23 protein-coding genes are annotated in these 26,782 nt (G+C 66.0%); 14 read left to right on the top strand and 9 right to left on the bottom strand.

Going from position 1 to position 26,782, the window contains the following annotated elements; translation table 11 throughout:
• Nucleotides 1-137: 137 nt before the first annotated feature.
• Complete coding sequence (locus IEX33_RS00175; protein WP_188728075.1) at nt 138-329, top strand: YegP family protein; 192 nt, start codon at nt 138-140, stop codon at nt 327-329.
• Nucleotides 330-332: 3 nt separating this feature from the next.
• Here IEX33_RS00175 and IEX33_RS00170 read toward each other — a convergent pair whose 3' ends face one another.
• The 3 genes from IEX33_RS00170 to IEX33_RS00160 all read right to left on the bottom strand — a co-directional run bounded on the left by IEX33_RS00170 (nt 333) and on the right by IEX33_RS00160 (nt 3,285).
• Nucleotides 333-1,010: an NUDIX hydrolase gene (locus tag IEX33_RS00170; protein ID WP_188726769.1), complete on the bottom strand. Its 678-nt coding sequence runs from the start codon at nt 1,008-1,010 to the stop codon at nt 333-335.
• Nucleotides 1,007-1,801, bottom strand: coding sequence for an endonuclease III (gene nth / locus IEX33_RS00165; RefSeq protein ID WP_188728073.1), 795 nt, complete (start codon nt 1,799-1,801; stop codon nt 1,007-1,009). Before nth ends, IEX33_RS00170 begins: the two co-directional genes overlap by 4 nt.
• Before the next feature lie 68 nt (nt 1,802-1,869).
• Nucleotides 1,870-3,285: a hypothetical protein gene (locus IEX33_RS00160; protein ID WP_188726767.1), complete on the bottom strand. Its 1,416-nt coding sequence runs from the start codon at nt 3,283-3,285 to the stop codon at nt 1,870-1,872.
• A gap of 408 nt (nt 3,286-3,693) precedes the next feature.
• On the opposite strand from IEX33_RS00160, the gene acs reads away from it, so the two are divergent.
• Nucleotides 3,694-5,730: an acetate--CoA ligase gene (acs, locus tag IEX33_RS00155; protein WP_188726766.1), complete on the top strand. Its 2,037-nt coding sequence runs from the start codon at nt 3,694-3,696 to the stop codon at nt 5,728-5,730.
• Nucleotides 5,731-5,982: 252 nt separating this feature from the next.
• Nucleotides 5,983-6,771, top strand: a complete 789-nt coding sequence (locus IEX33_RS00150) for a DeoR/GlpR family DNA-binding transcription regulator (RefSeq protein ID WP_188726764.1) — start codon at nt 5,983-5,985, stop codon at nt 6,769-6,771.
• 8 nt (nt 6,772-6,779) lie between these two features.
• Here the strand turns inward: IEX33_RS00150 and IEX33_RS00145 are convergent, their stop codons facing one another.
• Both IEX33_RS00145 and IEX33_RS00140 read right to left on the bottom strand, forming a co-directional pair.
• Nucleotides 6,780-7,799 carry a LacI family DNA-binding transcriptional regulator gene (locus IEX33_RS00145; protein ID WP_188726761.1) on the bottom strand — a complete coding sequence of 340 codons (1,020 nt, stop codon included), beginning with the start codon at nt 7,797-7,799 and terminating at the stop codon, nt 6,780-6,782.
• A 10-nt stretch (nt 7,800-7,809) separates the two neighbouring features.
• Nucleotides 7,810-9,015, bottom strand: a complete 1,206-nt coding sequence (locus tag IEX33_RS00140; RefSeq protein WP_188726759.1) for a Gfo/Idh/MocA family protein — start codon at nt 9,013-9,015, stop codon at nt 7,810-7,812.
• 215 nt (nt 9,016-9,230) lie between these two features.
• Between IEX33_RS00140 and IEX33_RS00135 the strand changes: the two genes are divergently transcribed.
• From IEX33_RS00135 to aroQ, 5 genes are all read left to right on the top strand, one after another.
• Entirely contained in the window at nt 9,231-10,172 is a 942-nt protein-coding gene (locus tag IEX33_RS00135) for a carbohydrate ABC transporter permease (protein WP_188726757.1), read from the top strand.
• A gap of 10 nt (nt 10,173-10,182) precedes the next feature.
• Complete coding sequence (locus IEX33_RS00130) at nt 10,183-11,109, top strand: carbohydrate ABC transporter permease (RefSeq protein ID WP_104184734.1); 927 nt, start codon at nt 10,183-10,185, stop codon at nt 11,107-11,109.
• A gap of 55 nt (nt 11,110-11,164) precedes the next feature.
• Nucleotides 11,165-12,505, top strand: a complete 1,341-nt coding sequence (locus IEX33_RS00125) for an ABC transporter substrate-binding protein (RefSeq protein WP_188726756.1) — start codon at nt 11,165-11,167, stop codon at nt 12,503-12,505.
• Between the two features lie 176 nt (nt 12,506-12,681).
• Nucleotides 12,682-14,874: an alpha-galactosidase gene (locus IEX33_RS00120; RefSeq protein WP_188726754.1), complete on the top strand. Its 2,193-nt coding sequence runs from the start codon at nt 12,682-12,684 to the stop codon at nt 14,872-14,874.
• 98 nt (nt 14,875-14,972) lie between these two features.
• Nucleotides 14,973-15,434: a type II 3-dehydroquinate dehydratase gene (gene aroQ, locus IEX33_RS00115; RefSeq protein ID WP_188726752.1), complete on the top strand. Its 462-nt coding sequence runs from the start codon at nt 14,973-14,975 to the stop codon at nt 15,432-15,434.
• A gap of 3 nt (nt 15,435-15,437) precedes the next feature.
• Here the strand turns inward: aroQ and IEX33_RS00110 are convergent, their stop codons facing one another.
• The gene (locus IEX33_RS00110; protein WP_188726751.1) at nt 15,438-16,622 is read right to left on the bottom strand and encodes a MarP family serine protease; all 1,185 of its coding nucleotides are present in this window, start codon (nt 16,620-16,622) and stop codon (nt 15,438-15,440) included.
• A 263-nt stretch (nt 16,623-16,885) separates the two neighbouring features.
• Here IEX33_RS00110 and IEX33_RS00105 point away from each other — a divergent pair, with 263 nt between their 5' ends.
• Both IEX33_RS00105 and IEX33_RS00100 read left to right on the top strand, forming a co-directional pair.
• Nucleotides 16,886-17,563, top strand: a complete 678-nt coding sequence (locus IEX33_RS00105) for a Crp/Fnr family transcriptional regulator (RefSeq protein WP_009359192.1) — start codon at nt 16,886-16,888, stop codon at nt 17,561-17,563.
• 266 nt (nt 17,564-17,829) lie between these two features.
• Nucleotides 17,830-18,018, top strand: a complete 189-nt coding sequence (locus IEX33_RS00100) for a hypothetical protein (protein WP_188726741.1) — start codon at nt 17,830-17,832, stop codon at nt 18,016-18,018.
• On the opposite strand, the gene IEX33_RS00095 is transcribed toward IEX33_RS00100, so the two are convergent.
• The 3 genes from IEX33_RS00095 to IEX33_RS00085 are packed head-to-tail and all read right to left on the bottom strand — an operon-like array spanning nt 18,015 to nt 19,632.
• Nucleotides 18,015-18,926, bottom strand: coding sequence for an NUDIX hydrolase (locus tag IEX33_RS00095; protein WP_188726739.1), 912 nt, complete (start codon nt 18,924-18,926; stop codon nt 18,015-18,017). The two genes, IEX33_RS00100 and IEX33_RS00095, sit on opposite strands and share 4 nt — an antisense overlap.
• Nucleotides 18,927-18,941: 15 nt before the next feature.
• The gene (locus IEX33_RS00090; protein ID WP_066278949.1) at nt 18,942-19,475 is read right to left on the bottom strand and encodes a RidA family protein; all 534 of its coding nucleotides are present in this window, start codon (nt 19,473-19,475) and stop codon (nt 18,942-18,944) included.
• A gap of 1 nt (nt 19,476) precedes the next feature.
• Nucleotides 19,477-19,632: a DUF4177 domain-containing protein gene (locus IEX33_RS00085; protein ID WP_003797879.1), complete on the bottom strand. Its 156-nt coding sequence runs from the start codon at nt 19,630-19,632 to the stop codon at nt 19,477-19,479.
• Between the two features lie 37 nt (nt 19,633-19,669).
• Between IEX33_RS00085 and IEX33_RS00080 the strand changes: the two genes are divergently transcribed.
• The 4 genes from IEX33_RS00080 (at nt 19,670) to IEX33_RS00065 (ending at nt 26,760) form a co-directional block, all read left to right on the top strand.
• Nucleotides 19,670-22,009: a transglycosylase domain-containing protein gene (locus IEX33_RS00080; RefSeq protein ID WP_188726737.1), complete on the top strand. Its 2,340-nt coding sequence runs from the start codon at nt 19,670-19,672 to the stop codon at nt 22,007-22,009.
• Between the two features lie 6 nt (nt 22,010-22,015).
• Complete coding sequence (locus IEX33_RS00075; RefSeq protein ID WP_188726735.1) at nt 22,016-22,963, top strand: metallophosphoesterase; 948 nt, start codon at nt 22,016-22,018, stop codon at nt 22,961-22,963.
• A 153-nt stretch (nt 22,964-23,116) separates the two neighbouring features.
• A complete protein-coding gene (locus IEX33_RS00070; RefSeq protein WP_188726733.1) occupies nt 23,117-24,937 on the top strand; it encodes an ABC transporter ATP-binding protein in 1,821 nt (606 codons plus the stop codon).
• Nucleotides 24,934-26,760, top strand: coding sequence for an ABC transporter ATP-binding protein (locus IEX33_RS00065; RefSeq protein ID WP_188726731.1), 1,827 nt, complete (start codon nt 24,934-24,936; stop codon nt 26,758-26,760). The genes IEX33_RS00070 and IEX33_RS00065 overlap by 4 nt, the downstream gene beginning before the upstream one ends.
• Nucleotides 26,761-26,782 lie beyond the last annotated feature (22 nt).

The raw sequence follows: 26,782 nt of genomic DNA, 5'->3' as shown, positions 1-26,782 counted from the left end.
GGACGTCGCGACCCCCTAAGTAACCTACCCGGGAGTAGCTCGCCAGAGGCTTGTGACGCGGGCTATGGTCGGAGTGGCGACTGAGGTAGATCGGTCAAAAGCTGATGCAACGACGCATTCCAGGGGAGGTCCGGCATATGGCGGGCAGGTTCGAAATTCATCGAGTAGGCGACGAGTCCTACCGGCTGCGGCTCACTGACGCAGAGGGCAACACGGTTGCCGTCTCACCCAAGTTCAAGTCCCTCAACACAGTGCTTGAGGGCGTCAAGGCAGTACGGGAGAACGCCGCCACAGGAATTGTGGTGGATCTCCGCCAGCAGCAGGCCTGAGGGCTAGACGCCCATCCGGTGGAGCCGGCTCCGGTCCCACGGAACGGCCCAGCCCAGCTGCTCGAACAACCCGTTCAGGACAATTCCGGTAAAACCCCACACCACTACACCGTTCACCGTGAAGGCAGGGCTGTCGAAGCTGCGCCCGGCACGGTGGACGGTTGCCATTACGCGGTTGTCCGGGTCCAGCAGGTCACGGACGGGGACCCGGAACACCTGGGCCGACTCGGCATAGTCCACCACACGGACGGGTGACGGCAAGCGCCACCAGCCCAGCACCGGGGTGACCAGGAAGTTGCTGTGGGCGAGCCCCAGTTCCTGCAGGGTGCCAAGTACCTCAACGCCGCCCGCATCAAGGCCGGTTTCCTCTTCGGCCTCGCGCAAAGCTGCCTGAACCGGCGTTTCCCGGGCGTCAATGGCGCCGCCCGGGAACGCCACCTGCCCCGGGTGCGAACCCAGGGTGTGGGCGCGTTCCAGCAGGAGGACGTCAAGATCGGCCGGTGCCAGGGGCTTGCCCGAGACAGCCGGGACGTCATCAAGGGTGCCAAAGAGCATCAGCACCGCCGCCCTCCTGGCCTGTTCGGCATCAACCGTCAGGGCTGCCCAGAGGGGATCGGGCGCGGCAGCGGTTCCGGATTCCGCCCGGTGTGCCAGTTGCAGCAGGTCCTCGCGCGCGCTCACGGTGTCCTCTGCTGGGATGCCATCCGGATTTCGGCGGCCCTGTGGGTCTCGGCCAGCAACTGATCCAGCAGCGCCTCGCTGCCGGGCGCGAGCTCGTACTTCAGGAGCTTGGCTGCCTTCGCGGGGTCTGTTTCGCCCAGCCCGAAACTGGGGCACCAGGTGGCCACGGGGCAGGCTCCGCACGCGGGCTTGCGCGCGTGGCATACCCGCCGTCCGTGGAAGATCACCCGGTGGGACAGCATGGTCCAGTCCTTGCGGTCGAACAGCTCGGCCACGTCATGCTCGATCTGGACGGGGTCATCAGACTGCGTCCAGCCGAAGCGGTTGGCCAGCCGGGCGAAGTGGGTGTCCACCGAGATGCCGGGGATGCCGAAGCCGTTGCCGAGCACCACGTTGGCCGTTTTGCGTCCCACGCCGGGCAGCGTGACCAGGTCCTCCAGCCGGCCCGGGACCACCCCGTTGTATTCGTCCACCAGGCGGGTGCACAGGGCAATGACGTTCCTGGACTTGGCCCGGAAGAACCCGGTGGGCTTGAGGATCGTCTCAAGGTCCGCGGGATCCGCCTCGGCCAGGGCCCGCGCGTCCGGGTAGCGGGCGAACAACACCCTGGTGACCTGGTTGACCGTGACGTCCGTGGTCTGGGCCGAAAGGACCGTGGCCACGAGCAGTTCGAACGGGTTGCGGAAATCAAGCTCCGCATGGGCGTACGGGTATTTCTCCGCCAGGGCCCTGTTGATCCGCCGGGCCCGCCTTTTCAGTGCCAGCACGGATTCGGAGGACACCACGGGCATGCCGGCCACCTGGCCGGCGGATGCCTTGTTTCCGCCGGCCTTGGGAGCCCTGGCCTCGCCCATGGAGGTCAGCCGCGCTCGATGTTGCTGAGGTCCCGCAGGACGCCCAGCCGGCCGTCAGTGTGCTGGACCAGGAACTCGTGGCCACGGTCCTCGAGCGCCAGGACCCAGCCGCCGGGTTCGATAACGAACGCCGGAGCCCCTGTGCGCGGGTCATAGGCGGTGCGGTGCTGCGCGACGGCAAACCAGAAAGCCTCGTGGATGGGCTGTTCTTCCGATTCATCCGGACGGGTTGAGGGATCCACCGTGGCGCCGATGGGCTCCTCGGTCCGGACCTGCTGGTGCACTGCGGTGGCAGGCGTCGGCTCCCAGCCGCTCCGCGCGCCCTGTGCGGAGGAGGTGCCCTGGCCGGACGGGGCAGCCGGGTGCGTACCGCCGTCGTGGTTTGCCGCGGCGTCGTGATCCGCTGCGGCAGCGGCTGAACCGGCGCCGGCGGCTGCCGGAACATCCCCCCGCCGGGTTTCCTCAGCGGCGGGCGTTGAAGAGGGGCGTACGACGTCGGCCGCCTGGGTTGCGGGGCCCGGGTCGCCTGCGGGAGTCCAGTCGGATACCTCGGGGGCGGTGGAGACAGGCGCAGCAGCTGTGGGGACGGCTGCCGTGGCAGGGGCATGGGCCGCCGCGGTTTGTCCGCCAGGACGCGGGGACGCCTGCTGCGCCGCCGGACCCTGGTGCCCCGCTGGTGCCGGCTCGTCAGCTGATCCGGGCTTCACCGCCGAGGATCCTGCGCCGACGCCGCCGAACAGCCCCCCGCCGGAGAGGATCTTCGAGCCGGGCCTGGAGTCTTTGGACCCCGGGTCGGTTTCTGCCTTCGGCTTCTTGGGGGCGCGGGGTTTCTGGGTGGGAACAGCGGCCTCACGGGCCACCACGTGGGCGGGTACCTCGTCGCGGTCCTGGAAATCACTGGACAGATATGGCAGGAAACGGCCCAGCACTGTCGCCGCGAAGAGGACCAGGGAGCCGATCAGGCCCACCAGGAGGCTGGGTACGTAGGCTCCTGCCACAGAGACAAAGAAGAAGGCCACCGCGAAGGACGCAACCACTGATGCGAACTGGTCGATGGACAGGGAGCCGATCCGGATCTTCGTGGCCGGGGACAGCCTGCGGGCTGCAAAGAGCGCGCTGACGATCAGGGGCAGGACGATGCCCAGCCCCAGGAAGAACAGGTTGTTAAGGTTCCAGAGGTTGTACCGGGCGCCGAAGATCGGCAGCAGGGAGGCAACAAAAAGGATCAGCGTGCCGCCGAAGACGGTCAGGTCCCGGATGGTGAACGGACCCAGCACTGCCTCGTTGGCGTTGGAGGCCTTGCCTGCGGCGGGGGCCTTGCCCGCGGCGGCCTGGGAGCCTGGCCCTTCAGCGGTTCCGGCACCGTGGCCGGAACCTGCCGTGTCGGGGCCGGTCTTCTGGCCGAAGCTTTGCTGGTTCATTCTGCTCTCCTTAGCGTGGCGGCACCGGGCCCTGTGTGGTCCCGACATCGTGCCGTCTTGACGGCGGTTCCGGCGTGGCCAGGCCTTTGTGGTGCCTGGCCAACACGGTCCGCAGTGAAGTCACAATTCCATCCCAGCCTAGTCAAGGGCCAGGCCGATCACTAGCTGGCCACGCACCGCGGGGGCGGCAGCCAGCTGCCCTGGAAAACCATTCACCGCTTAATAAATGCCGTTCACGGGCTGCCGTGTGACACCGCACACATCACCGCCAGCCAAAGCATTAGTCTTGATTCCGGAACAGCTCTTTGCGGAATGTCCGTGACCAGCCGGGGCCCGACGTCGTGCAGGCGGCGGAGCCCGGCCAGCGGACATCCCGCCCAGCAAAGATCGATGAATGATGAGGTTCACATGTCCCAGGACACTACAAGCGCCGTCGTAGACGCTTCCGCAAGCACAGGGCAGCCCGGGTCAGCCAGGGGAGCTGGGCAGGGCGATGCCTTTGAAAACCTGCTTCATGAGACCCGCAAGTTTGCGCCTTCACCCGAGTTCGCTGCTGACGCCGTCGTCACCGCCGCGGAGTATGAGGACGCCAATGCAGACCGTCCCGCGTTCTGGGCGAAGAAGGCCCGTGAGCTGCTGACGTGGGACAAGGACTTTGACCAGGCCCTGGACTGGTCCAACCCGCCCTTTGCCAAATGGTTCGTCGGCGGGGAGGTCAACGCCGCGTACAACGCACTGGACCGCCACGTGGAGAACGGCCTTGGAGACAGGGTAGCCATCCACTTCGAGGGCGAACCCGGAGACACCAGCACCTACACCTATGCCCAGCTGACCGAGGAAGTAAAGAAGGCCGCCAACGCCTTCGAGTCCCTCGGAGTTGCCAAGGGCGACCGCGTTGCCGTGTACCTGCCGATGATCCCCGAGGCCGTCATCACCCTCCTGGCCTGCGCCCGGATCGGTGCCGTGCACTCCGTGGTGTTCGGCGGTTTCTCCTCCGAGGCCCTGCGCTCACGGATCGACGACGCCGAAGCCAAGCTCGTGGTCACCGCGGACGGCACGTACCGGCGCGGCAAGCCCAGCGCCCTGAAGCCCGCCGTCGATGAAGCGCTGGCCCACAAGGGAGATGGAGACGGCCACACGGTGCAGAACGTGGTGGTGGTCAAGCGCAACGGCCAGGATGTGGACTGGCACGAGGGCCGGGACCACTGGTGGGCCGATACCGTGGGCGCCGCATCCGCGGAGCACACCGCCGTGGGCCACGATTCCGAGCACCCGCTGTTCATCCTGTACACCTCCGGTACCACCGGCAAGCCCAAGGGCATCCTGCACACCACCGGCGGCTACCTCACCCAGACCGCCTACACCCACAAGGCAGTGTTCGACCTGCACCCCGAGACGGACGTGTACTGGTGCACGGCCGACGTCGGTTGGGTCACCGGCCACTCCTACGTCGCTTACGCGCCCCTCGTCAACGGCGCCACCCAGGTGATGTACGAGGGCACCCCGGACTCCCCGCACCAGGGCCGCTGGTGGGAGATCATCGAGAAGTACAAGGTGTCCATCCTCTACACCGCCCCCACCGCGATCCGGACGTTCATGAAGTGGGGCCGGGAGATCCCGGACAAGTACGATCTGTCCTCCCTCCGGGTCCTTGGCTCCGTGGGCGAATCCATCAACCCTGAGGCCTGGATGTGGTACCGGAAGGTCATCGGCGGGGACAAGACCCCCATCGTGGACACCTGGTGGCAGACCGAGACCGGCGCCCAGATGATCGCCCCGCTCCCCGGGGTTACCGCCACCAAGCCCGGCTCCGCCCAGGTCCCGCTGCCCGGCATTGCGGTGGACGTCGTGGACGAGATGGGCGAATCCGTGCCCAACGGCCACGGCGGCTTCCTGGTGATCCGGGAGCCATGGCCGGCCATGCTCCGCGGCATCTGGGGCGATCCCGAACGCTTTAAGGACACCTACTGGTCCCGGTTCGAGACCATGTATTTCGCCGGAGACGGCGCCAAGAAGGACGAGGACGGCGACATCTGGCTCCTGGGCCGGGTGGATGACGTCATGAACATCTCCGGGCACCGGCTCTCCACCACCGAAATCGAATCCGCACTGGTGTCCCACCCCGCCGTGGCCGAGGCCGCCGTGGTGGGCGCGGCGGACGAAACCACCGGCCAGGCCGTCGTCGCGTTCGTCATCCTCCGCGGTGACGCCGTGGATTCCGGGGACGCCATCGTCCAGGAACTCCGGAACCACGTGGGCAAGGAGATCGGGCCCATCGCCAAGCCAAAGGCCATCCTGGTGGTCCCGGAACTGCCCAAGACCCGCTCCGGCAAGATCATGCGGCGCCTCCTCAAGGACGTCGCCGAAGGCCGCGACCCAGGCGACGCCACCACCCTCTCGGACCCAACCATCATGCAGCAGATCGCAGCGTCCCTCAGGAAATAAGGGAACATCGGGCGACCGCCGGCAGTACGGGTGTCGCTCTTGGACGGGACCAAAGCACAAGCTAATGCGTGGGGGTTATCCGGAAAGCGTCCTCAGAGGGCCCACACCGTCAGGGTTCCCTGGCCGAGCTTGCGAGGCTAGGGAGACGGTGGGGACGGAACGAGCAGCACGCGGAGGATGACTCCCGCGCATTAGCGTGGCAGGCACCTAGACTGGGAGCAGACCCGCCCCCTGCCCTGAAGGATCGCCCTGATGCTCGCCGTCGCCCGCCACCAGGCCATTTTGGATGCTCTCCAGCGGGAGCGGGTTGTCCGGGTGTCCGACCTGGCCCAGCAGCTGGGTGTGTCCCTGATGACGGTCCGCCGTGACATCGAGGTGCTGGAGGAGGGCGGCCGCCTGGAGCGCATCCATGGCGGCGCGAAAATCCCGGGAGACACCAGCACCCACGAGCCCGGATTCGACCTCAAATCAACGCAGCTGACGGCGGAGAAACGCGCCATCGCGGTGGAGGCGGCCTCGCTGGTGCAGGAGGGCATGGCTGTGGGGCTCAGCGCCGGAACCACCACCTGGGCACTGGCCAAGGAACTGGTGAGCGGCCCGCAGATCACGGTGGTCACCAACTCGGTCCGTATCGCAGACCTCTTCCACCACGCGGCGTCGGCCGGTTCTGCCCGGTACGCCTCCACGGTGATCCTCATTGGCGGAGAGCGCACGCCCTCTGACGCCCTGGTGGGCCCCATCGCCACCGGCGCCCTCAAGCAGCTGCACCTGGACGTGCTGTTCCTTGGCGTCCACGGGATGGATGCCGACGCCGGCTTCACCACCCCAAACCTGCTCGAAGCGGAAACGGACCGGGCCTTCGTGGCCGCGGCGCGCAAGACTGTGGTCCTCGCCGACCATACGAAGTGGGGCTTACTGGGCATCAGTTCCATCGCCTCGCTGGACGAGGCGGATGAGGTCATCAGCGATTCCGGACTGGGGGCCGAAGCCCAGCGCATCCTCCAGGAACAGGTGGGCAGGCTGCGGCTCGCAGCTGTCTAGAGGCGTTCCTAGGGGCAGCCGCAGGACTGGCGGACGCGCAGCGTGGTGGGAAAGATCCGGTGCCGGGGCTTCTCGCCGCGGCTGGCACCCACCAGCGCCGCTACCGCCGCTTCCGCCATGGCGGCCACGGGCTGCTCTACCGTGGTCAGCGGCGGCCAGGAGTATTCGGACTCGGCAGAACCGTCAAAGGACGCCACGGCCATCTGGCCCGGGACGGACAGCCCGGCTTCATGGACCGCGCGGAGCAGCCCGATGGCCTGCATGTCCGAGGTGGCAAAGATGGCCGTGGGCCGGTTGACGGAGGCCAGGAGGCGCTGCCCGGCCGTGTAGCCGCCGGGACGGGTGAAGGCGCTGTACACAATCGGCCCCTCGGGCAGGCCCGCCTCCTGCAGGGCCTGCCGCCAGCCCACTTCACGGCCGTCAGTGGCGCCGGAAACGTTGGTACCCATGGCGAGGCCGATGTTGGTGTGGCCGTGGCCGATCAGGTGTTCCACGGCGATCCGGGCACCGGCTGCGAGGTCCACGCCGATGCTGTTGAAACCGGGGGCGTCCCGTTCCTGGTTGAGCAGCACCGAGGGGATCTCGGCCGTTTCCAGGACTTCCAGGTCGGGTTCGAAAAGGACACTGGCCAGCAGCACGCCATCCACCTGCCTGGCGGCGAGGTTGCGGATATTGCGCCGTTCCTTGGCAAGGTTTCCGTCAGAGTTGCCCAGCACCAGTGCGTATCCCAGGGCGGCGGCGGCGTCCTCGACGGCGTGGGAGAACAGGGCGAAGAACGGGTTGGAGATATCCGGGACCACCAGGCCCAGCGTCTCGCTGGAGCCCAGTTTGAGCGCCCGCGCCGCAGCATTGGGGCGGTAGCCGAGGACTCGGATGGCGTCCTGCACCTTGGCTTCGGTGGCGGGCGCCACCTTCTTTGGCCCGCCGTTGACAACGTAACTGACGACGGCGGTGCTGACGCCGGCGTATCTCGCAACGTCCTTGCGTGTCACCGGGCCCCGCGAAGCCTGCACTGCCGGAGTAGTCATGCTGTCCATGTTATGTACTGGTACCCGGCGCATCACCAAAGTCACGGATGGGAAGGCGTTCGCCGTTTTGCAGGGCCGACTGGTGTGCCACGATTCCCGGGAGCGTGAAGCGGGCGGCCAGCCAAGCGTTCACGGGCGGAAGCGTGCCGTTGTTGACTGCTGTCACAAAGTCGTCCACCAGGAAATGATGGCTGCCCTCGTGGCCGTTGGGTGCTCCCCGGAACTCCTCCGGCAGCCGCCCGGGATCGTGGACCGGGGCCAGGCCGGAGACGAAGGCGTCCCGCAGGTCAGGTGCTACGTTCGCAAGGGACGGGTCATCGAGGGGGATGCTGGGCCGGGTTTCCATCTGCTCGGAGACGTCATGGACGTTGTGCTTGTCCTGCCAGACGGAGACCTTGGCGAGCTGCTCGAAGCTGGCCTCCGTTCCGAAGAACCGGAACCGGGACTCGCGGATGTGTGAGGGGTAGCCCACCCGGCGCATCTCGTTAGTGCGCATCACGCCGCCGTCGTTCAGTTCAAAGAGGGCGGTGGCGTTGGAGAAGTCGTTCCCGAACATGCTGACGTCCTTGTCAAAGACGCCGTCGTTGCGGTCATCCTTAACCCCCACGCAGCTGACGCTCACAGCATGGGCGGGGACGGCACCCAGCACACCACCCACGGCGTGGGTGGGGTACAGCATGGGCGGGTAGCTGGCGGTTTCCTTCCACCGCTCCCCTCCGCTGTACTGGTAGGCCTCGTAGAAGCCCAGGTCCATGTCATGGACGTAGTCGCCTTCGGCGTAGAAGATGCGGCCGAAGTTCCCGTCAGCGAGCTGCTTGCGGGCATAAACAGTGGCCGGGTTGTAGTAGCTGGTCTCCCCCATCATGTACACCAGTCCGGTGTCACGGACGGCCTGGATGATTGCTGCGATCTCTTCTTCCGAGACCGCCATGGGGACGGCCGAGTAGACGTGCTTGCCGGCACGCAGGGCTCGCTCCACCATGGGACCATGCGTCCAGCGCTGCGTGAAGATGGCTACGGCGTCCACGTCGGAGGCGAGGAGCGCGTCGAAGCTGTCCTTCACGCCCGCCAGGCCGTACCGGGCCACGGCCTCTGCTGCCCGCTCCGGAAGCTCGTCGGCCACATACACTGCGCTGACGCCGGGGTGGAGGTTGAACAGGTGGGCGAACTGGCTGCCGAACTGGCCTACTCCTACTACGCCGAGTGAAAACGTCATTGTTTGCCTTCCGTTGGGGGCTGATTGGGAGACGCCGGGCAAGCGCTGTCCTCCAGGAACTCCAGTGTTCCATCCCCATCTACTCGAGTCAACAGGCCAGCGAATGGACAAATTGCCCGGATTACGGGCCCAAAGTAACCTCTTGCCCTTCTGAATCTACTCGTGTAGATTACAGCGCAGTTGTTACCCCCATCACAGTCAGGAAAGGGTCGAAGATGACCACCCTTGCCAAACACTCCAGGTCCGCCCCTGCGGCGTCGGCCTCCCCGAAGCCGCAGGGAAGCCACCGCCGCCTTGGGGACCTCAAGATCGCCCTGCTGTTCATCGCACCGGCGATGATCGGATTCGTTGTTTTCTACGTCCTGCCCACCATCCGGGGCATCTACCTCAGCTTCACGGAATACAACATCCTCGGCGACCCGGAATGGGTCGGCATGGACAACTACGTTGCCATCGCTGCGGACCCGCTGTTCTGGAACTCGCTGGCCGTCACCGGGCAGTACGTGTTCCTCAACATCCTCCTCCAGACGGCACTGGCCCTGGGCCTGGCCCTCCTGATGCACAATGTGGCCAAGTCCACCATCATCAGGGGCACCCTGCTCCTGCCGTACCTGATGTCCAACGTCATCGCGGCACTGCTGTGGTTCTGGATGCTGGACTACCAGATCGGCGTGGTGAACCAGTTCATCGAATGGAGCGGGCTCCCCCGCGTCGCGTTCTTCGGCAGCGAGGCGTGGGCCATTCCCACCCAGGCACTGATCAACACCTGGCGCCACATGGGCTACACGGCCCTGCTGATCTTCGCCGGCCTCCAGGCCATCCCCAGCCACGTCTACGAAGTGGCCAAACTGGACGGCGCATCAGCGTTCCAGACCTTCCGGAAAATCACCATTCCCCTGCTGCGCCCGGTCCTTGTCCTGGTCCTCGTGGTGACCGTCATCGGCTCCTTCCAGGTCTTCGACACCGTGGCCGTGACCACGGCGGGCGGCCCGGTCAACGCCACCCGGGTCATCCAGTACTACATCTACCAACGGGCTTTCACCGAGTCGGACTTCGGCTACGGATCCGCCATCGCCGTCATTCTCTTCCTCATCCTCGCCCTGGTGGCCTTCATCCAGATGAAGTTCCTCAAGGGCAACGAGTCGGACCTGGACTAAGGAGTCCCGCATGAGCACCACCGCACGCCGCGCACCGCTGCCGGCCGCAACCCGCCGCCGTCGTCCTTTCAACGCCCGCCGCGCCGGCGCCTGGGCACTCCTCATCCTGGCCATCGCAGTCTCCGTCCTTCCCTTCCTGTGGGTCCTGCGCACCGCGCTGTCCACCAACAACGCGCTGGCCTCGAACGCCACCAGCCTGCTGCCGGCGGAGTTCACCCTCGGCGCCTTCAAACGGGTTTTCGGACTGCAGTCCCCGGCGGAGGCCGTCGCCGAAGGCGGATCCGGTGCCGCCATCGACTTCTGGCTCTACCTGCGCAACTCGATCATCTTCTCCTCGATCACCACCGCCGGCGCCGTCTTCTTCAGCGCCATGGCCGCCTACGCCTTTTCCCGGCTGCGGTGGAAGGGCCGCAACGCCGTCTTCAGCCTGTTCCTCGGCACCATGCTGGTCCCGCCGATCTTCACGGCCCTGCCGAACTTCCTGCTCATCAAGAACCTGGACCTGCTCAACACCATGCTCGGCCTGGTCCTGCCGTACGTGTTCATGACCCCCTTCGCCATCTTCTTCCTCCGGCAGTTCTTCCTGAACATGTCACGCGAAGTGGAGGAGGCGGCCATGCTCGACGGCGCCAAGCACCTGAGGATCTTCTTCCAGATCGTGCTGCCCAACGCCGCAGCCCCCATCGCCACGCTGGCGCTGCTCACCTTCATCGGCCAGTGGAACGAATACTTCTGGCCCCTGCTCGTGGCGTCGCAGGACGATGTCCGCGTCCTGCAGGTGGGCCTCGGCGTCTTCAAGTCCCAGTCCCCACAGGGGGCACCGGACTGGTCCGGGCTGATGGCCGCAACCCTCATTTCGGCCCTCCCGGTGCTGATCCTCTTCGCCGCCTTCGGCAAGAAGATCGTCAACTCCATTGGCTTCTCCGGCATCAAATAAGCAATCCCCACCCATCGCATTCCAGCCAACTCAACCCCGAACGGAAAGTAGAACCATGAAGAAATCCCTCGGCGCCGTTGCCGTCGCCGCAGCTATGGCACTCTCCCTCTCTGCCTGCAGCGGATCCTCCTCCTCCGAAGAAAGCGCCACTGGCGAGATCAGCTACTGGCTGTGGGACGCCAACCAGCTGCCCGCCTACCAGCAGTGCGCCGACGACTTCACCAAGGCCAACCCGGACATCACGGTCAAGATCACCCAGCGCGGCTGGGACGACTACTGGAGCACCCTCACCAACGGCTTTGTTGGCGGCACCGCACCGGACGTCTTCACCAACCACCTGGGACGCTACGGCGAGCTGGCCGACAACAAGCAGCTCCTGGCCATCGACGAGGCCGTCGAAAAGGACAACATCGATCTCTCCGCCTACAACGAGGGCCTCGCGGACCTGTGGGTGGGCCAGGACGGCAAGCGCTACGGCCTGCCCAAGGACTGGGACACCATCGGCCTGTTCTACAACAAGGCAATGCTCAGCAGCGCCGGCATCCCGGAAGACCAGATGAAGGACCTCACCTGGAACCCTGAGGACGGCGGCAGCTACGAGAAGGTCATCGCCCACCTGACCGTGGACAAGAACGGCAAGCGCGGCGACGAGCCCGGCTTCGACAAGAACAACGTGGACGTCTACGGCCTGGGCCTGAACGGCGGCGGCGACTCCTCCGGCCAGACCGAGTGGAGCTACCTCACCAACACCACCGGCTGGTCCCACACGGACAAGAACCCTTGGGGCACCAAGTACAACTACGACGATCCCACGTTCCAGGAAAGCATGGAATGGTTCGCCGGGCTGGCGGACAAGGGCTACATGCCCAAGCTCGAAACCACCGTTGGCGCGAGCATGGCTGACACCTTCGCTGCCGGCAAGTCCGCCATCAACGCCCACGGCTCCTGGATGATCGGCCAGTACACCGGCTACAAGGGCATCGAGGTGGGCATCGCCCCCACCCCGGTGGGCCCCGAGGGTGAGCGTGCCTCCATGTTCAACGGCCTGGCGGATTCCATCTGGGCCGGAACCGAGAAGAAGGACGCCGCCATCAAGTGGGTTGAGTACCTCGCCTCGGCCGACTGCCAGGACGTCGTAGCCTCCAAGGCCGTGGTGTTCCCCGCACTCAAGGCATCCTCGGACAAGGCAGCCGAAGCCTTCCAGGCCAAGGGTGTTGACGTCACCGCATTCACCGAGCACGTCAAGAACAACACCACCTTCCTGTACCCCATCACGGACAACACCGCCAAGGTCAAGGGCATCATGGAACCGGCCATGGACGCCGTCGTCTCCGGCAAGGCACCCGCCAGCTCGCTGACGCAGGCCAACGAACAGGTCAACGCCCTCTTCAAGTAGGCCCCGGCCCCCAAGCCGTGGCTGCGTTTGTGGTCGCAGCCACTGGGCTGGATGCCGCCGTCCCCTCCTCGCGGCGGCGGCATCCAGCCCCCTTACCTCCCCCTCTTTGGCGTGAGGCGCATACGACACTCCAGCTCCTCCAGACATACAGCACAACGACGAAAGAGATTTCCCCTATGGACCCCCTCCACCTCCGTTCCGCCGGGACCAGCCTGGTGATCAGCTTCGACAGCGGAGAGGCCGAGGTGGTCCATTGGGGCGCAGACCTGGGCGCGGACCTGCCTGACCTGGCCATCCTCACGTCCCCGGTCCCGCACTCCGCCATCGACGCACGCGTCCCCGCAGCGCTCCTCCCCCAGGCGTCGTCCTCCTGGCGTGGCCGGGCCGCCCTGCGCGGCTCCCGGACGGCCGACGGCGTCTCCGGGCTTGATTTCTCGGCCCGCCTCCGCGTTGTGACAGCAGGCGCCGACGGCGGCTCCGCGGTCATTGTCCAGTCGGACCCGGACGCCGGGATCACGGTCGAATCCACCCTCACCCTTCACGACGCCGGGCTGCTGGAGATGCGGCACACCGTCACCAACGACGGCACCACGCCGTACCAGCTCGACGAACTGGCGACCGTCCTCCCCGTGGCGCCGGACGCCGTCGAACTCCTTGACCTCACCGGCCGCTGGTGCCGGGAACGGCACCCGCAGCGCCGCGCCATCCAGCAGGGCACCTGGGTCCGGACCGGCCGGCACGGGCGCACCGGACACGACTCCTCCCTCCTCTTTGCCGCCGGCACCACCGGTTTTGGCAACCGCCACGGCAAGGTCTGGGCCACCCACCTGGCCTGGAGCGGCAACCACGAACAGTTCGCGGACACCATTGGCGACGGCCGGACCATGATCGGCGGCTCCGAACTCCTGGGCCCCGCCGAGGTCATCCTCGAACCCGGCGGCAGCTACACCACCCCGGCACTGTTCGCCGCCTACTCCGACCATGGGCTGGACGGGATCACCGAGGCCTTCTACAGCTGGTTCCGGTCCCGCGCGCACCACGTCCTCCCTGCCGCCTCCACCGGACTGCCCGCCGGGAAACCTCGCCCCGTTGTGCTCAACACCTGGGAGGCCGTGTACTTCGACCACAACCTGGACACGCTGATCGAGCTGGCTGAATCCGCTGCCGACCTTGGCGTTGAGCGCTTCGTGCTCGACGACGGCTGGTTCCGCGGCCGCCGCGACGACCACGCCGGCCTCGGCGACTGGTACGTCGACGAGACCCTGTGGCCCAAGGGGCTGACCCCGCTGATCGAGGCCGTGACCTCCCGCGGCATGGAGTTCGGGCTTTGGGTGGAGCCGGAAATGGTCAACCTGGATTCCGATATCGCACGGGCGCACCCGGACTGGATCGTTGGCCCGTCAGCGGTGCAGCACAAGGACGGCGGCCGCCTGCCCCTGGAATGGCGGAACCAGCACATCATCGACCTGGTCAACCCGGAGGCGTGGCAGTACATCTACAGCCGGATCGACGCGCTCCTGAGCGAGAACAACATCAGCTACCTCAAATGGGACCAGAACCGGGACCTGCTGGAGCACGGCCACGCCGGCCGATCTTCCGTCCACGAGCAGACCCTCGCCGCGTACAGGCTGTTCGACGAGCTCCGCAAGGCCCATCCCGGCGTCGAAATTGAATCCTGCTCATCCGGCGGCGCGCGCGTGGACCTGGGGATCCTGGAACGCACCGACCGGATCTGGGGGTCGGATTGCAACGATGCGCTGGAGCGGCAGACCATCCAGCGCTGGACCGGCGCCGTGGTCCCGCCGGAACTGGTGGGCAGCCACATCGGGCCCACCACCTCGCACACCACCGCCCGCACCCACGACCTCTCTTTCCGTGCCATCACCGCGCTGTTCGGCCACTTCGGCATGGAGTGGGACATCCGCGGCGTCCAGGGCAAGGACCGGGAGGAGCTCAAGCGCTTCATCGCCCTGTTCAAGGAACACCGCGGCCTCCTCCACAGCGGACGCCGCGTCCACGCGGACGTGGCCGGTGACGCCCTGCTGCTGCACGGCGTCATCACCGATGCACCGGCCGGTGCTGGCACGACTGCGGGCCTGTTCGCCCTGGTCAGCACCCGCACCTCCGCAGCGGAGGAGCCTGGCCGGATCGGGATTCCCGGGCTGGAGGCCGGGCGCACGTACCGGGTGGAGGCAGTCTTCCCCACTCCCGAAGACGCCGACTACGGCCACACCTACACCCAGGTGCAGCCACCGGCCTGGCTGGCTGACGGGGCAGTGGCCAACGGACGCTTCCTCGCCGAGGTGGGCCTGCCCATGCCCAACCTCAACCCCGAGCACGCGCTGCTGCTGAAGCTCACGGCCCTCTGAGCCGCCCGGCCGGTGGGGACCAATCGATAGGGGTGCCGCGCGTTCTGGGAATGTGTAAGAATGCGCGGCGCCCACCGCCAGCCGATAGATTGTCATCCATGACTGACGCCTCCACAGACTCTGCCGCCGGCCGCACCATCCTCGTGATCAACGGGCCAAACCTGAACCTGCTGGGAACCCGCGAGCCGGAAAAATACGGCACCTCGACGTTGGCCGACGTGGAGCAGCTGGCCGCGGCCGCCGCTGAGGCCCACGGCTTCACGGCAGAATGCGTCCAGTCCAACCACGAAGGCGTCCTGCTCGACGTCATCCACGCCGCCCGGAACAACGCCGCGGGGATCGTCATCAATGCAGGCGCCTTCACCCACACCTCGGTGGCCCTCCGGGACGCCCTTGCCGCCGTGCAGCTTCCCGCCGTCGAGGTCCACATCACCAATGTGCACCAGCGCGAAGAATTCCGGCACCACTCGTACCTCTCCCCCGTCTGCTCTGCGGTCATTGTGGGCGCAGGCGTTGTGGGGTACCGGCTGGCCATTGACTACCTCGCAGAGGTCCTCTAGCCGCTACTTCTGGATGCACTGCCCGGAGGACACCGGCGCGGAGAGGGACGCCGCCTGCGATGCCACAGGAGTGAGGTCATCCATGGTGATGGCGAATCCCATCGCCGTATCCGCTGTCGCTTTCGCGAAAATTACGCCTGCCACCTGGCCGTCCATGGTCAGGAGCGGCCCGCCCGAGTTCCCCGGCTGCACGTCCCCGGCAAGCCGGTAGATCTCCTCGGGCGACGCGTTGTTGCCGTAGATGTCCGGCACCAGGACAGTGGTGATGTCCTGCACCGTGGCGGGCTTGGACTGGAACGGGCCGCCGTGGGGATACCCAGCGAAGGCTGCCGGACTGCCGCCGGGCAGGTCCCGGCCCAGCGCCAGCGGGGTTGCCTGCAGGCCGTCCACAGCCAGCACCGCAAGGTCGTGTTTGGTGTCGAAGTAGACAACCCGCCCTGGCATCGCTCCGCCGTCGGGCATTTCCACTACCGGCTGCGACACGCCCGCCACAACATGTGCGTTGGTGACCACCCGGTCCTCTGACACCACAAACCCCGTGCCCGTCTGGTTCTGGCCGCACTGGTACGCGGTCCCGGCGATCCGGAGCACCGATTCCGCGGCCCGGTTCAGCGAGGGAGTGTCAGTACTCGCGTTCGGCACCGGCACTGCCGGCCCCTGTTCAAGGCCCTCCAGCAACGTGGGGATGCCGTTGCCGATCACGGTGGAGCGCAGCTGCGCCATGGTGGCCTTGACGGGGACGGGCGTCAATCCGTCGATGAAGCGGATGACCCTGGACTCGGCCAGCTGCTGCGACACGAACGGAACACCCAGGGAGCTGACGCTGAAGGCCAGCATGGACATCACCAGCGCGGACACCACCACGTTCACGGCTCCGCCCACCAGGCGGTCCACCGCCCGGAGGGGCCGGATCCGCACGGCGCCGCGGATTTGCCGGCCTGCCATCGTCCCCAGGCCGTGCCCCAGGACCACCAGCACGACGGCGGCCGCCACGATGGCGGTCAGTCTCCATCCGGAGTCCTCAACGAAGCCGCTCACCAGGGGGACCGCGAAGAAGGCAGCCACGGCTCCGGCCGCGAACCCTGCGATACCGCCCGCCGTCACGAGGAAACCGTTCCGCAGGCCATAAACCAGGTAGGACAGCAGTGCCAGGATCAGGATCAGGTCCAGGACAGTCAAGCCGACCACTAAGGCTCCTTATAAACAGTTGAACACCCATTCTAGTGGTGGTCACTGACAGTTCTCTGGACAGCCCATCCCTGCTGGCAGGCCTCCCAAGGGCGCCTCCCCAATCGCCTCCAAGCCGCCCCTGCGACGTCCCGTGACGCCTCCGGTGGTGGCGCTGCGGCCCCGTATCAGGGCGTTTCGCCTGCCAAGTTCGTCACAGAACCTTGAAAATTCTGAAACAATGGCACAAGCGCCACAGCCGACACTTTTATTCAGGAGATTTCATGGACATCGAGGTACTGCGCCGAGCACCCCTTTTCGCCACGCTCGACGACGACGCATTCCGTCTGCTGACGGACGAGCTCACCGAGGTGGACCTGTCCCGCGGCGCTTCGGTGTTCCGCGAGGGCGACCAGGGTGACCAGCTCTACTTCATCGTCTCCGGCAAGGTGAAGCTCGGCCGGACGTCTCCTGACGGCCGCGAATCCCTCCTGGCAATCCTGGGACCGGGTGAACTCTTCGGCGAAATGGCCCTCTTCGACCCCAGCCCCCGCACCGCAACGGCTACCGCAGTGTCCGAGACCCGGCTGGCCGGCCTTAAGAACGAGAGCCTGAACAACCTGCTCCGCACCCGCCCCGAGGTCTCTGCGCAGCTCCTGCAGGCCCTGGCCCGCCGGCTCCGCCGCACCAACGATTCGCTGTCCGACCTCGTCTTCTCCGACGTTCCGGGCCGCGTAGCCAAGGCACTCCTGGACCTCGCCGACCGCTTCGGCCGCCCCGCAACGGACGGCGTCCTGGTTGCCCACGAGCTCACCCAGGAAGAGCTGGCCCAGCTGGTGGGCGCCTCCCGCGAAACCGTCAACAAGGCCCTCGCCGAGTTCGTCCAGCGCGGCTGGCTGCGGCTGGAAGCCCGCGCCGTCGTCATCCTGGACATGCAGCGCCTCCGCCAGCGCTCCCGCTAGCCCCAAGCAGAAGGCCGCCCCCGTGAACTGTTCACGGGGGCGGCCTTCTGCGTTAACCCGGCCACACCCTCTCTCACCTCCTGCAGCCTTTTCCCACACCCTCTCTCACCTCCTGCAGCCTTTTCCCACACCCTCTCTCACCGCGGCAGTCCGAATGAGAGAGCGTCACGCCAAAACCCGCGTTAAGTGAGAGAGCGTCACGCCAAAACCCGCGTCAAGTGAGAGAGCGTCCGGTGGGGCGGCGGTAAAATTAAGGCACGAGGTGCATGGCGATGTCAGTGGCTATGGGTGTCCTTTTGATCCTGCTGGGACTGGCGGCCTTGGCCGCCGCAGCCGGCACGGTGGTCCTGGTAATCCGCGACGGCCTTGGCCGGATTCCGCTGGAACCACCCGCCCAGGACTGGACCGCAGGGACCCTTCCCAGCCGCCCGTACTCCACGCTCAGGCGAATCTAGCGTTCGCGTTGGGGGTCGTCGGCAGTTGTTTTGGCGGCCTCCACCTCAAGCATCAGCTTGCCGTCCTCTTCAACCAGGACCGGCTGGTACACATGGGCCTTGCGCTTATAGCTGAGGTAGGCGATGCAGCCATTGGCCGCGGCCATCTTTTCGAGCATGATCTCGGAGCCGGGGACCAGCAGCTCCCCCAAGGTGCGGCCAACAGTATTTTCTTGGCCCACTTCGTCGCCCAGGGCCGTAGTGTGGCGGTCGGCGATGACGTCCGCGGCATTGACCCACCGGCCCCACATACCTTTGCCCTCCAACAGGGTGGGCTGCTGGTTCAGGGGGACGGTGGCCGCAAAGTAGCGGGTGTCGAACCGGCGGTGGGCGAAATCGGGACTGCGCCAGTTGACCAGGGACTTGAGCAGGTCCGTCCGGACCGACAGCCCCCGCTTTGCCAGGACTTCCGGGAAGGTCTTTTCCTGCTCGGCAACCGCAACGCGGGCGCGCATCCATTCCGGGGTTGACGTCGCTTCAATGGTGCCGGCCATGTCAGTCCCGGCCAGCAGCAGGCCGGTTTCCTCGAAGAGCTCGCGGATGGCGCCCAGCACATGGCGGCGCGCCAGCCCGACGTCGTCCGTCCCCATCTGCTCAGCCCAATGCTGTGGCGACGGGCCCAGCCAGGGGACGGGATCGTCGTCGGCCGCGTCCAGCGAGCCGCCGGGAAACGCCAGGACGCCCAGCGGCGAGGAGCCCGGCCGGTACGCCAGCCAGGTCTCCAGGCCGGTTGGGGAATCCCGCAGCAGCACTACCGAGGATGCAAGGCGTGCTGCCCGCGGGGTCCGTTCGCCATGTTCGAGCCAGCTCTGAGCCGCCCCTTCAAGGTCCTGGGGAAGGGCGAAGAGCCGCCGGGCGAGGTGAGGCAAGGGAAACGACCGGTCCTAGCTAAATTCGGCGATCAGTTCGACCTCGACGGGAGAGTCGAGGGGTAGCACGGAGACGCCGACGGCGGAACGTGCGTGCTGGCCTGCGTCACCGAGTACGCGTCCCAGCAGTTCCGAGGCTCCGTTGATGACACCGGGCTGGCCGGTGAAGGAAGGATCGGACGAGACGAATCCCACAACCTTGACGATCCGGGTGATCCGGTCAAGGTCGCCGATGACGCTCTTGACGGCCGCCAGGGCGTTGACGGCGCAAATGGCTGCGAACCGCTGGGCGTCCTCGGGTGAAACGGTGGGCTCGTCGGCGTAACCTTCGGTCCCTGCCGAGACTTTGCCTGTTGCCGGGAGTTTGCCGTTAATAAAGGGAAGCTGTCCGGACGTGTACACGTGGCTGCCGGAGACCACCGCCGGGACGTAAGCGGCCACGGGCGCAGCCACTTCCGGAAGGGTAAGCCCGAGGTCTGCGAGCCGCTGCTCAACAGCGGAAACCGGGGCGTCAGCCGCGCCGGGCTGGGCCTGTGCGGAGGTGCTCATGCTACTGCTTCTCCCTCTTGAGGTAGGCAACCAGGCCGTTTCCGTCAGGTCCGGGGACAACCTGGACCAGCTCCCAGCCGTCGTCTCCCCACTGGTCAAGAATCTGCTTTGTGGCGTGAATAATGAGCGGAATCGTCGCGTACTCCCATTTGGTCATGAGAGAAAGACTAGTCCTTGCCGGTAAAGTGGAAAACATGGCGACTCGTACGAACCCATTATTCGACACTGCCACCACCCTCGGAAAAATCCTCGTTTTCCTTGGCGTGAGTGCGATCTGTGGTGTCCTGGTAGCAGGCCTGCTGGTTCCCGCGGCGGCTGTTTCAGGCAGCGCAGCCAGCGGTTCGATCGAGTTCTTCGACACTCTTCCGGATGAGCTGAAGGTCGATCCGCCCAACCAGACCACCAGGATCCTGGCTGCGGACGGCAGCGAGATCGCGAGCGTCTACAAGGAGAACCGCACCAAGGTTGCCCTGGACCAGATCTCGCCGTTCATGAAGGAAGCCGTCATCGCCGTCGAGGACAGCCGGTTCTACGAGCATGGCGGTGTGGACACCACGGGTATCCTGCGTGCGCTGGTCAGCACCGCGCGCGGAAACCGGCAGGGCGCGTCCACCATCACCCAGCAGTACGTCAACAACGTCCTCAACTCAAACCTCGCCGCCGAGGGCAGGGACGAGGACATCAAGCTCAATGGCGTGAACAAGGGCGTGGGCGACAAGCTCCGGGAGATGAAGCTCGCCATTGCCCTGGAGAAGGAGTTCAGCAAGGAGCAGATCCTTGAGGGCTACCTGAACATCGTGTTCTTCAACCGCGACGCCTACGGTATCGAAGCCGCGTCCAGGTTCTTCTTCAGCACCACCGCCAAGGACCTCACCCTTCCGCAGGCTGCGCTGCTGGCCGGCCTGGTCAACAGCCCGTCCGCGTTCGACCCCATAGCCAACCCGGAGAACGCCAAGCAGCGCCGTGACCTGGTGCTGAGCCTGATGCTGGACCAGGGCAAGGTTACGCAGGCAGACTACGACGCCGCCGTCGCCACCCCCGTGGAAACCAACGTCACGCCCGCCCGGCAAGGCTGCGCCTACGCGTCCACCGCCCCGTACTTCTGCGACTACGTGCTGCACCTGCTGGAAAACAACCCGGCATATGGTGCAGACCGTGAAGAACGCCTTCGCCTCATCTACGGCGGCGGCCTCACCATCACCACAACGCTCGACCCGAACGCACAGGCAGCTGCCCAGGAGCAGGTCAATGCCTCCGCCGGCGCCAACCCGGACAAGTGGGGAGCTGCCATGGTGTCCGTGCAGCCCAACTCCGGCAAGATCGTCTCGATGGCCCAGAACACTTCCTTCCTGCCTGCCGAAGGCGCCTTCGACTCGCAGGTGAACTTCAACGTGGACAAGCTGGACAAGGACGGCAACGACCTCAACGGCCTGGGCGGCGCGCAGCCCGGCTCCACCATGAAGCCGTTCACGTTCGCCCAGTGGCTTGAGGAGGGCAAGTCCATGAATACCGTGGTCAATGCCGCCCAGCGCCGCTACCCGCTCAACTTCAAGTGGCGCAACTCCTGTGGCCAGGTCACGGGCGCCTACAACACTGCGGAAAAGTCACTCGGCGCCGCTGACGACCTGCAGAACGCGGAACCCCAGTGGTACCGGCCGCTGTCCGTCCTCGAAGGGCTGTACAACTCCATCAACACCGTCACCTTTGCATCGGCGGCACAGCTCGACTTCTGCGGAATCCAAAAAATTGTTGACGCAACCGGCCTCCATGGCGGACTCCCGGCTGACGGCGAGCCCAACCCGAAGATCAACATGTCCACGCTGGGCAACCTGCTGGGGTCCACCCAGACGGCTCCGCTGACCATGGCCAGCGCCTTCGCCACCTTCGCCAATGACGGCAAGTACTGCGAGCCTATCGCCATCACCGCCGTCACTGACCAGACCGGGGGCACCCTCCCGGCACAGTCCAGCAGCTGCCGGGATGCGGTCAAGCCCGAGGTTGCCCGCGGCGTGAACTACGCCCTCCAGGAAGTACTGAACCGCGGCTCCGGCTCCCTGATCCAGCCCCGCATCTCCACCCGGACCAGCTTCCCCATCGGTGCCAAGACCGGTACCTCGAACAACAACGGCTCAACCTGGGTTGTCGGCCACACCACCGGCCTTGCCACGGCCGCCTGGTTTGGTGACGCACTTGGTGCCCAGGACCGTTCAGGCCAGAACATCACCGTGAACGGAAAGTTCTACCCGGGCATTGACGGTTACATGATTGCCGGGCCAATGTTCTCGAACTTCATGTCCCGGATTGCGCCCGCCTACGGCACCGAGCCGTTCCCTGCCCCGCCCAGCTCCATGATCAACGGTGGCGGCAACACACGCACGCCGGCCACCACGGCGCCGCGCACAACTCAGGCGCCCCAGGCTCCGGCAACCCAGCCGCCCGCCCCCTCAGCCCCAGCCGCACCGGCCGCCCCCGAGCCTGCTCCGCAGCCGACCAACAGCGGCAACGGGAATGGCAACGGAAACGGAAACGGCTAGCCGCCGATGACATCGACCAACACGTTGGCCGGCCGCGCCCGCACCCTCGGACGCGGCCTTGCCGTCACCGCCGGAGCCGGCGTTGCCGCCGGGGCAGCCGCCTTCGGGTATGGCCTGTGGGAGAAGGACCAGTTCGTCCTCCGCGAGGAAACCCTGGCGATCCTGCCGCCGGGACACAACCCGTTCCGCATCCTCCACCTGAGCGATATCCACTTCATTACCGGCCAGAAAAAGAAGGCGGCCTGGCTTCAGTCGCTGGCCGACCTCAAGCCGGACCTGGTGGCCAACACCGGCGACAACCTCAGCCACCCCAAAGCCGTGGACCCCCTCCTGGCCGCCCTGCGCCCGCTGATGGACTTCCCCGGGGTTTTCGTTCCAGGCTCCAACGACTACTTCGCGCCGAGCCCTAAGAATCCTGCCCTGTACCTGCTGGGGCCCTCCAAGGTGAAGCCCAAACCCAAGATGCTGGACTGGCCCCGGCTGCGCTCAGGTTTCGGCATGGCCGGCTGGGTTGACCTGACCAACCGCCACCAGTCCTTGGTGCTGAACGGCATGCGCTTTGACTTCTCCGGTGTTGACGATCCCCACCTGAAGCGCGAAAAGTACGCCGGCTGGCCCCGTGGAACCGTAAACCAGGACGCCGCAGACCACCTCAAAGTGGCCGTCATCCACGCACCCTACCAGCGGGTGCTGGACCACTTCACCGAAAACGGGGCGGACCTCCTGCTGGCCGGCCACACGCACGGGGGCCAGATATGCATCCCGGGCTACGGCGCGCTGGTGGCCAACTGCGACCTTCCCACGTGGCGTGCAAAAGGGCTTAATGACTGGCAGAGCAACGGAAGTACGACGCCGGTCAACGTGTCCGGCGGCATCGGCACCTCCCGCTTCGCCCCGGTAAGGATCGCCTGCAAGCCCGAGGCAGTACTGCTGACCCTCACCTCTCCCAGCTGATCCTGCTGCGCGTGCAGGATCATGCTGCATTGCGGAACGCAATAACTGGGCAAGCTCTTTATCACGCCGAAATTCCTGTGAACCGCCTCACGTCCATGGCATAAGGTAGTTGCTAAGGGAAACTACATTCGTTTTAGAGCTTGAGAAGCGGGCATGGCCAAGCAATCTTCATTTTTTCGATCGATCAGTCGTCTCTATCCCCATGTCCGGCCCATCATTCCACGGCTGCTGCTGGGACTCGTGTGCGCGCTGCTGGCCAGTATCGTTGCGCTGGCGATCCCCCAGGTGCTGCGGGTGCTGGTCAACGAGTCGCTGAAGCCGGGCGGCGCCAGCGAAGCCATCTGGGTTTCGGCCGGCATCATCCTGGTCCTGGGCATAGCCGAGGCGGGACTGGTGGCACTCCGCCGCCAGTTCGTGATCAATCCCGCCACCACAGTGGAAACCCGGATGCGTGTGTCCCTCTACGACCACCTGCAGGAGCTCACGGTCTCCTTCCACGACCGCTGGGGCTCAGGCCAGCTCCTGTCCCGCGCCATGACGGACCTCAACTTCCTGCGCCGCTGGATGGCGTTTGGCGCCATCATGCTGGTGGTCACCACGCTCACCGTTCTTATCGGTATTGCCGTTATGTTCGCCATGAGCTGGCAGCTGGCCCTCATTTTCCTGGCCGCGGCCGTGCCCATCATGGCGTACAGCTTCCGGTTCCGCACCCGCTTCAGCAAGGTGGCCCGCCGCAGCCAGGACCAGGCAGGCGACCTGGCCACCACGGTGGAGGAATCGGTACACGGCATCCGTGTGCTCAAGGCCTTTGGACGCAGCCGGGAAGCACTCGAAGTCTTCGAGGAACAAGCCGAAGAGCTGCGCCAAACAGAGATCGACAAAGCGCGCCACCAGGCCATGTTCACCATGGTGGTCACCCTCTTGCCGGAACTTGCCCTCGGCGCGGGCCTGGTGGTGGGCATCATGCTCTGTGCCAGCGGGCAACTGAGCATCGGCGCATTGGTGGCCTTTTTTGCCACGGCGGCCGTCATTGCCTCACCCGTGGAATTCTCCGGCATGCTGCTGGCCATGGCACTCACTGCCAAGACCGCCGTCGACCGCCACTACGAAGTCATGGATTCCGCCAACACCATCACCAGTCCCCCGGAACCGCGCCTGCCGCGCCAGCTCGCGGGCGCCCTCGAATTCCACAACGCCACCTTTGCTTACGAGGATGCCCCGGACAAACCCATCCTGGAGAACGTCAGCCTGGACGTCCGGCCGGGTGAAACCATGGCCCTGGTGGGAATCACGGGCAGCGGCAAGAGCGCGATGCTCCAGCTGGTGCCCCGGCTGTATGACGTCACCGACGGATCCATCAGCATCGACGGCGTGGACCTGCGGGACTTCGACGTGGAGGAGCTGCGCCGCATCGTGGCGGTGGCCTTCGAGGACACCACCCTGTTCTCCAACTCCGTCCGGGACAATGTGCTGCTCGGTGCCCCCGTCCGCAGCGACGCCGTCCTGGAGGAAGCCCTGGATGTTGCCCAGGCACACTTCGCGTACTCCCTGCCGGAGGGCCTGGACACCTTGATCGGCGAGGAAGGCCTGAGCCTGTCCGGCGGGCAGCGCCAGCGGATCGCCCTGGCCCGTGCCATCGCGGCCCGCCCCCGCGTGCTGGTGCTGGATGACCCGCTCTCCGCCCTCGACGTCCACACGGAGGAACTGGTGGAAACCCGGCTCCGTGCCGTACTGAAGGACACCACCACCCTGATCGTCGCGCACAGGCCGTCCACCGTGGCCCTTGCGGACCGGGTGGCGCTGCTTGAGGAAGGCCGGATCACCGCCGTCGGAACCCACACGGAACTGCTGGCGGGCAACGACCATTACCGCTACGTCATTGCGAGCCTGGACCAGGAACCCCGGGACCTGGACACGGAACTCTCGGACCTCAAGGAAGAAGCAGCCATCCAGGAAGCGGAGGTCACCCGATGAGCACCGCCTCCTTCGGCACTGCCAATGAAGACAACGCGCACCTCAGCAAGAGTGACAGCAGGGCCGTCCGACGGCGGTCACTGGCGCTCCTGCGGTCACTGATCCGGCCGGTGCGGCTCCGGTTCTGGCTGACCATCGCCATGGTGGTCCTCTCCCAGGCAGCAAGGGTGGCCGGTCCGGCGCTGATCGCCTTTGGCATCGACCGTGCCCTGCCTGCCCTGCAGGCCGGGGACAACGCACCCCTGGTGTTCACCGGCGCCGCCTACCTCCTTGCTGCCATTGCGACGGCGGGGCTCACGGCTTTGTACGTCACCTCCACCGCGAAGCTCAGCCAGGCCATGCTGCTGGACCTGCGCCTCCGGGTCTTCCGCCAGACCCAGGGGCTGAGCCTCGAGTTCCACGAAAAGTACACGTCGGGCCGGATCATCGCCCGGCAGACCTCGGACCTGGAAGCCCTCCGCGAACTCCTGGACTCCGGCGTCAGCTCGCTGGCGTCAGGCATGCTGTTCATGGTCTTCACCGCCATCACCGTGTTTGCCCTTGACTGGCGGAGCGGCCTGCTGGTGCTGGCCGCCGGCGTGCCCATGTTCTTCCTGGCCCGCTGGTACCAGAAGCACTCCCAGATAGCCTTCCGCGAATCCCGTGTGGTGTCCGCCCGGCTCATTGTTCACTTCGTGGAAACCATGACCGGAATCCGCGCCGTCAAGGCTTTCCGCAAGGAGCAGGAAAACTCCGGCCGGTACGGCCAGCTTGCCGAGGACTACCGGCGGGTCACCGTGCGCTCCATCAACCTCAACGGCATCTTCCAGCCGGGGCTGGTCCTGATCGGCAACGTCTGCGTGGCCGTGGTCCTGCTCTTCGGCGGCTTCCGCGTCCTCGGCGGTGACCTGGAGGTAGGGGTGCTGCTGGCGCTCATCCTCTCCACCAAACGGTTCTTCCAGCCGGTGGACCAGATGGCCATGTTCTACAACTCCTTCCAGAGTGCGCAGGCCGCGCTTGAGAAGGTGTCGGGGCTCCTGGAAGAGGTGCCGACGGTCCGCCCGCCCAGGAACCCGGTTGCCCTGAAGCAGGCCAAGGGAGCCATCGACTTCAACGGCGTGGAGTTCCGCTACGGCGAGGGCCCGCTGATTGTCCCCACTTTGGACCTCCACATTCCCGCGGGACAGACAGTTGCCCTGGTAGGACAGACGGGTGCCGGTAAGTCCACGCTGGCGAAGCTGATAGCACGCTTCTACGACGTCTCCGCTGGTTCCCTCACGCTCGACGGCGTCGACGTCCGCCACCTGGGCACCACGGACCTGCGCCGCAACATTGTGATGGTCACCCAGGAGGCATTCCTGTTCAGCGGCTCGGTGGCGGACAACATTGCCCTGGGCCGCCCGGAGGCTTCCCGGACGGAGATCGAGGACGCGGCCAAAGCCGTAGGCGCCCACGACTTCATCATGGAACTGCCTGAAGGCTACGACACCGACGTCAATAAACGCGGCGGTCGCGTCTCGTCCGGACAGCGGCAGCTCATCAGTTTTGCCCGGGCGTTCCTGGCCCGTCCGGCCGTGCTGATCCTGGACGAGGCAACGTCCTCCCTGGACATCCCGTCCGAGAGGCTGGTGCAGCAGGGCCTGGCTCGGCTCCTGGCGGGCACGGAAGCGGCCCGCAGGACGGCGCTCATCATTGCCCACCGCCTGTCCACGGTGGAAACCGCTGACAGGGTACTGGTGGTGCATGACGGCCGGATCGTGGAGGACGGCAGCCCGGCTGAACTCATTGGCGGCGGCGGCCGCTTTGCGGACCTCCACGGCGCCTGGAAGGATTCGTTGGTCTGATTTTCGTCCGGGATTTCGCATC

Origin of the sequence: Pseudarthrobacter scleromae (assembly GCF_014644515.1) — a bacterium.
Lineage (GTDB): Bacteria > Actinomycetota > Actinomycetes > Actinomycetales > Micrococcaceae > Arthrobacter > Arthrobacter scleromae.
Note: the sequence above shows the minus strand (reverse complement) of the source record. Positions and strands in the feature narration are given on the sequence as shown.